Source organism: Streptococcus sp. ALY_211, from assembly GCF_058314555.1.
The window spans coordinates 1-5884 of record NZ_JBZFUN010000020.1 but is presented as its reverse complement, the minus strand read 5'-3'; the positions used below and the strand labels follow the sequence as shown (position 1 = coordinate 5884).

Genomic DNA, 5884 nt, shown 5'->3' with positions numbered 1-5884 from the left:
CCTTCATAAAATCGGAAAATCTTATGAAGAATTCAAACATGAGAGGAATACCTCTCAACCACTATTATAACCAATTTCCACTTATCTGACCGATTTTTTCAAGACATTATCAATTTCGATTGACACTTGGTAGGTGGATTTATCCCTGTTCTTCAGTGTACAGTGTTGAGCAAAAACGTGCCACTTTACTTTTAGCATATTTGAAATCAATAGACTGTTCCTTTAGAAAAGCTTCAAAATCTTTTTTGCCTTTCTGGGGATCTTGAACTTCGAGTTCGAGCTCATAGTCGATTCTTCCAGAGTAGTTGTTTTTATCGAGGGCCATCAAGCCAATGGGTGTCTGCTTTTCACGCCGAACAGTAGTTAAGTGGCCCAATTTTTTTAAAGCAGAGCACTTGATGCCGTTTTCAGTTAAAATTTCTTTAATAGCATTGTTTGGAAACTGACAAGAATCAATGATTTGACGGGCTTCATCTCTAGTTAATTGGATATTGTGCTCCATAGCACCAATCTCTTTTGGAATTTTCAAGGTGAGTTCGGCATCTTTATCGAAGGTTCGAATTCTGAGAGAAAGTCGCTTTTGACGCATCATAAAATCGTCTGTATCAAAATAGTAGTTGGTCTGAGTGATGGGCGGGATATGTGAAAAGAGAGTTTCCATTCGCTGGAATTCAGCCTTGTTCAACATAGTTTTATATTCGATTTCCAGATGGTTCATAGCGCTTTTCCTTTGCAATGCTTTTTATGATATAATGATTAAATAGATTTTATAAAAAAGTAGGTTATTTTACAAGAATCAGTTGTAAAATATCTGATTTAAACAGGAGTTAACAAATAGATTAAGATGGATTGGGAAACTTTTTTAGACCCCTACATTCAGGCTGTTGGCGAATTGAAGATAAAGTTTAGAGGAGCCAGAAAGCAATTCCAGAAACAAAATCAGCATTCCCCTATAGAGTTTGTCACAGGTCGTGTTAAACCGATTGAGAGTATTAAGGAAAAGATGGTTTTGAGAGGAGTGTCTCAAGAACATCTTGCTGAAGATATGCAGGATATTGCTGGTATTAGGATCATGGTCCAGTTTGTCGATGACGTCCAGGAAGTTTTGGAGCTAATCAGACGTCGTAAGGATATGACGATTGTTCAAGAGAGAGACTATATCAATAATCGTAAAGCGAGCGGTTATCGGTCTTACCATGTGATCGTTAATTATCCAGTTGAGACAATTAATGGACAAGAAATAGTTTTGGCAGAGATCCAAATTAGGACGTTGGCGATGAATTTCTGGGCAACAATTGAGCATTCTTTAAATTATAAGTATCGTGGGGATTTTCCTGAGGATATTCGTAATCGATTGGAAGTGACATCACGTATAGCTCTTGAGCTAGATGAAGAAATGCGCAAAATCAGAGATGATATTAAGGACGCCCAATTATTGTTTGACCCTCCAAGTAGAAAATTGAGTGATGGTGTAGGAAATAGTGATGATACAGACGAATTGTACCGATAAGCGACCATCTAGAGTTGCGATTATTGCAAATGGAAAATATCAGAGTAAGCGAGTAGCCTCTAAGATTTTTGCTTCTCTTAAGCACGATAAGGATTTTTATCTGAGTAAGGAAAATCCGGATATTGTTATTTCTATTGGCGGCGATGGGATGTTGCTGTCTGCTTTTCATATGTACGAGAAAAGTTTAGACACCGTGCGATTTGTCGGCATCCATACGGGTCATCTAGGATTTTACACGGATTATCGTGATTTTGAAGTTGATCAATTTCTTGAAAATCTGAAAAATGATAAGGGTGAAAGTATTTCTTATCCTTTGTTGAGTGTTAAATTGACCATGGCTGATGGACGTCTTGTTCAGGCGCGTGCGCTAAATGAAGCTAGTTTGCGTCGTCTGGAGAAGACAATGGTGGCTGATATTGCTATTAATGGTACCGATCTTGAGCGATTTAGGGGAGATGGTGTTACGATTTCGACGCCAACTGGTAGCACTGCTTATAATAAATCCATTGGCGGAGCTGTCTTGCATCCTACAGTTGAAGCGTTTCAATTGACAGAGATAGCTAGTTTGAATAACAGGGTTTACCGGACGCTAGGAAGTTCGGTCATTATTCCCAAGGGTGAGACGGTGACGATAGAGCCCAAGCGTGTTGGATCTTATACAGTTTCTATTGATAATAAGTCTTATAACTATCGTAATGTGGCTAAGATGGAATTAGCCTTGGATGAGAAAAAGATCCATTTTTTGTCTTCACCAAATCATACTGGATTTTGGGATCGTGTCAAAGAAGCCTTTATTGGTGAGGTCGAGGCATGATTTTTTCTTTTATAGCTGATCATCGTTGCAAGGTTAAGACTTTGCTAAAGCATCATGATATTTCAAAAGGATTGTTAGCAAAAATTAAGTTTCAGGGTGGAAATATTTGGGTTAATGATCAAGAGCAAAATGCAACTTATTTATTGGATATCGGTGATAAAGTGACTGTTAAAATTCCAGATGAAAAAGATATTAACTATAAGTTGAAGCCTGTCTATAGGGAATTGGCGATTGTATATGAAGATGATCATTTTTTAGTGCTAGATAAGCCGGCAGGGGTGGCTAGTATTCCAAGTTCTAACCATTCCAATACTATGGCTAATTTTGTTAAGGGATATTATTATGAACAGAACTATCCTAATAAGCAGATTCATATTGTGACTCGTTTGGATAGGGACACTAGTGGCTTGATGTTATTGGCTAAGCACGGCTACGCTCATGCTCGTATGGATAAACAACTGAAAAATCGTGCGATTGATAAGCGTTACTATGCTTTAGTATCTGGAACGGCTCCTATCGAAGAGGAGGGAGATATTATTGCTCCCATTGCTCGAGACAGCAGTAGCATTATAACGAGGTGTGTTGACCAGTCTGGGAAATATGCTCACACTAGCTATCGTATAGACCAGGATTTTGGTGAGGTTAAGCTGGTAGCTATCAAGCTGCATACAGGGCGTACTCACCAGATCCGTGTTCACTTTTCCCATCGAGGTTATCCGCTCTTGGGAGATGATTTATATGGGGGGGCTATGACTTTTGGAATAGAACGTCAGGCCTTGCATTGCTATCGTCTTAGCTTCTATAATCCCTTTTTAGAGAAAGAGCAGGTTTTTGAATCAAAGTTGACAGACGACTTTGAAAACGTTATCATGGGCTTGCAGGCTGATTAGAAATTGAGGAATATCTATGCTAAGAAGTTTATTCGGTAACTTAAGAAATAGAATTGCCGGGCAGGGAATACGGATTGTATTTCCTGAAGGCAATGACGAGCGGGTTCTAAGAGCCGCTGCACGATTAAAATTTGAAGGATTGCTAGAGCCTATTATTTTGGGGAATGACAAGGAAGTTCGTCAGTTGCTTCATGATCTAGGATTTGTTAATCAGGATTATATTGTTATTGATCCTGAGCAGTTCCCATTTCATGAGGACATGTTGGAAGAATTTTTGTCTATTCGCAAAGGAAAGGTAACTCCTGAAGAGGCAAAAGAACTCCTAAAAGATGTCAATTACTTTGGTGTGATGTTAGTTAAGATGCGGGTGGCAGATGGTATGGTCTCTGGTGCGGCTCATTCTACAGCTGATACTGTTCGGCCTGCTCTTCAAATCATTAAAACAAAGCAAGGTATCAGCAGGACTTCGGGTGTCTTTTTAATGACGCGTGATAATACAGATGAGTGTTTCATGTTTGGGGATTGTGCAATCAATGTAGATCCCAGTGCCCAAGAATTGGCGGAGATTGCTGTTAATACAGCTGAAACTGCTCAAATTTTTGATATCGATCCGAAAGTGGCTCTTTTGAGCTTTTCTACTAAGGGGAGTGCCAAGGCACCGCAAGCAGATAAGGTTGTCAAGGCAACTGAACTGGCACAGAAAATTGCACCTGAGCTTAAGATTGACGGGGAACTTCAATTTGATGCTGCTTTTGTTCCATCGACTGCAGCTATAAAGGCTCCAGATAGTGAGGTTGCTGGTCAAGCAAATGTTTTTATATTCCCGGATCTACAATCGGGCAATATTGGTTATAAAATTGCTCAGCGATTAGGGATGTTTGAAGCCATTGGACCAATTCTGCAAGGGCTTAATATGCCCGTAAACGATCTATCTCGAGGATCGAGTGCAGAAGATATTTATAAGTTAGCAATTATTACCGCTGCTCAAACTTTAATGAATTAATAAAAAGAAGGCTAGTGTTAGCCTTCTTTTGCGGCATAAAAAAGGAGGAATCGAAATGACAGTAACTATTATGGTGACAGGAGCCAGTGCTGGTTTTGGCAGAGCTATCTCACGTTTATTGATTAAAAAGGGTTATAGGGTTGTTGGCACTGGTCGACGTATAGATAAGCTCAAGGAAATAGCTGAGGAATTTGGTGAGGGCTTCTATCCTCTGAGAATGGACATGATGTCTAAAAAATCGATAGATGAAGCTTTGTCGGCCCTTCCACAAGAGTGGCAGATGATTGATGTTCTAGTCAATAATGCTGGTTTAGCCCTTGGACTTGATAAGGCCTATGAAGCAGATTTTGAAGATTGGGAAACGATGATTCAAACGAATATTATGGGATTGACTTATTTAACTCGGCAGATTCTACCAGAAATGGTTGAGAGAAATAGTGGCTATATTATTAATATTGGTTCTACAGCTGGTACGGTTCCCTATCCAGGGGCTAATGTGTATGGTGCGACCAAGGCCTTTGTCAAGCAATTCTCATTAAATTTAAGGGCCGACTTAGCAGGAACCAAGATCCGTGTTAGCAATATTGAACCAGGTTTGTGTGAAGGTACTGAATTTTCTAATGTCCGTTTTAAGGGAGATGACCAGAGGGCATCTGATCTTTATAAGGGTGCTAATGCCATTAAGCCAGAGGATATTGCCAATACAGTAGGTTGGCTTATTGATCAACCAGTCCATATCAATGTGAACCGTATTGAAATCATGCCAACTTCTCAAACCTTTGGTCCTCAGCCAGTTTATCGTGAGATAGATCAATAAGACAGTGGAATAAAAGCCCTACTAGAGCTTTTGCATCGGGAAATAGAGCTTGCAAAGCGCTCCAGTGGGGGATTTTGACCCGATCCTTAAAATAAGAGAGCAAGGCAAATCAAAACTATGATTTTCTCACGGTTTACGATTTTTGCCCCCACTCTCTTTTATTGTCCAGAATCTAGTTTGTTACTACTAATAGAGGCACCAGATGTGGTATCTGACCAGCCTACTAAAGCCTGACCACTCGATTCTAAATAACTAGCGAGGAGAGGTTGAATATTCTGTATATAGGTAACGATCCCTTGAAACCCTGACTCTTGATCAAAAATCGCTTGATAGGACTGGATTAAGATATTTTCAAAAGAATCGTTAGTAATATCTAGATGGAGGATGTGTGATTTAGCAGTTAAGACTTTCTCCCATATCCAGTCAGGTAGGGAATCTGGATCATCAGTAGGGAAAAAACTACCATCGGATGCATGATTTGAATAAGCTAAGTGATTATCCTTGTCGTAATAGCTAAATCTGTAGGGAAGATAGTTCAGAAATTCAGGAATAGTATTTTTATTCATACAGTCATCATAAGGCCTTATGATAAAAAAATCAAGGAAGACTGTTTCATTGATAATAGATGTTAGATGTTGTAGAAGTAGAGAATGGTAATTTTTCATAAAGTGAAAGATACTTGTGCCGAGTATTTTGAAAATTGGAGCTGATTTTAATTAGAAAAAAATGACACATTGTCAAGTCAAGTGCAACAAGTTCGTGGATAGACTAGGATCCCATTGATTAGGCTGTTTGGGCTAGCCCAAACAGAAATTTTGCTGTTTTGTAATGATGAAGTCGTCTAGGTCTC

7 protein-coding genes are annotated in these 5884 nt (G+C 39.3%); 5 read left to right on the top strand and 2 right to left on the bottom strand.

Going from position 1 to position 5884, the window contains the following annotated elements:
• Nucleotides 1–139 precede the first annotated feature (139 nt).
• The gene (locus tag AC4HAJ_RS08645) at nucleotides 140–718 is read right to left on the bottom strand and encodes a CYTH domain-containing protein (RefSeq protein ID WP_491079752.1); all 579 of its coding nucleotides are present in this window, start codon (nucleotides 716–718) and stop codon (nucleotides 140–142) included.
• Nucleotides 719–844: 126 nt separating this feature from the next.
• On the opposite strand from AC4HAJ_RS08645, the gene yjbM reads away from it, so the two are divergent.
• The 5 genes from yjbM to AC4HAJ_RS08620 are packed head-to-tail and all read left to right on the top strand — an operon-like array spanning nucleotide 845 to nucleotide 5034.
• A complete protein-coding gene (yjbM, locus tag AC4HAJ_RS08640; protein WP_491079751.1) occupies nucleotides 845–1510 on the top strand; it encodes a GTP diphosphokinase in 666 nt (221 codons plus the stop codon).
• The gene (locus AC4HAJ_RS08635; RefSeq protein WP_491079750.1) at nucleotides 1485–2324 is read left to right on the top strand and encodes an NAD kinase; all 840 of its coding nucleotides are present in this window, start codon (nucleotides 1485–1487) and stop codon (nucleotides 2322–2324) included. Before yjbM ends, AC4HAJ_RS08635 begins: the two co-directional genes overlap by 26 nt.
• A complete protein-coding gene (locus tag AC4HAJ_RS08630; protein ID WP_491079749.1) occupies nucleotides 2321–3214 on the top strand; it encodes an RluA family pseudouridine synthase in 894 nt (297 codons plus the stop codon). Before AC4HAJ_RS08635 ends, AC4HAJ_RS08630 begins: the two co-directional genes overlap by 4 nt.
• Nucleotides 3215–3230: 16 nt before the next feature.
• Complete coding sequence (gene pta, locus AC4HAJ_RS08625) at nucleotides 3231–4217, top strand: phosphate acetyltransferase (RefSeq protein ID WP_491079748.1); 987 nt, start codon at nucleotides 3231–3233, stop codon at nucleotides 4215–4217.
• A gap of 55 nt (nucleotides 4218–4272) precedes the next feature.
• Nucleotides 4273–5034 (top strand): SDR family oxidoreductase, encoded by a 762-nt coding sequence (locus AC4HAJ_RS08620; protein ID WP_491079747.1) that lies wholly within the window; start codon nucleotides 4273–4275, stop codon nucleotides 5032–5034.
• Between the two features lie 158 nt (nucleotides 5035–5192).
• Here AC4HAJ_RS08620 and AC4HAJ_RS08615 read toward each other — a convergent pair whose 3' ends face one another.
• A complete protein-coding gene (locus AC4HAJ_RS08615) occupies nucleotides 5193–5600 on the bottom strand; it encodes a sodium transporter (protein WP_491079746.1) in 408 nt (135 codons plus the stop codon).
• Between the last annotated feature and the right edge of the window lie 284 nt (nucleotides 5601–5884).

Excerpts from the sequence above, each read along its gene's own strand:
- AC4HAJ_RS08630 (WP_491079749.1), top strand. The coding sequence starts at position 2,321 with ATGATTTTTTCTTTTATAGCTGATCATCGTTGCAAGGTTAAGACTTTG.
- pta (WP_491079748.1), top strand. The coding sequence starts at position 3,231 with ATGCTAAGAAGTTTATTCGGTAACTTAAGAAATAGAATTGCCGGGCAG.
- AC4HAJ_RS08645 (WP_491079752.1), bottom strand. The coding sequence starts at position 718 with ATGAACCATCTGGAAATCGAATATAAAACTATGTTGAACAAGGCTGAA.
- AC4HAJ_RS08615 (WP_491079746.1), bottom strand. The coding sequence starts at position 5,600 with ATGAATAAAAATACTATTCCTGAATTTCTGAACTATCTTCCCTACAGA.
- AC4HAJ_RS08635 (WP_491079750.1), top strand. The coding sequence starts at position 1,485 with ATGATACAGACGAATTGTACCGATAAGCGACCATCTAGAGTTGCGATT.
- AC4HAJ_RS08620 (WP_491079747.1), top strand. The coding sequence starts at position 4,273 with ATGACAGTAACTATTATGGTGACAGGAGCCAGTGCTGGTTTTGGCAGA.
- yjbM (WP_491079751.1), top strand. The coding sequence starts at position 845 with ATGGATTGGGAAACTTTTTTAGACCCCTACATTCAGGCTGTTGGCGAA.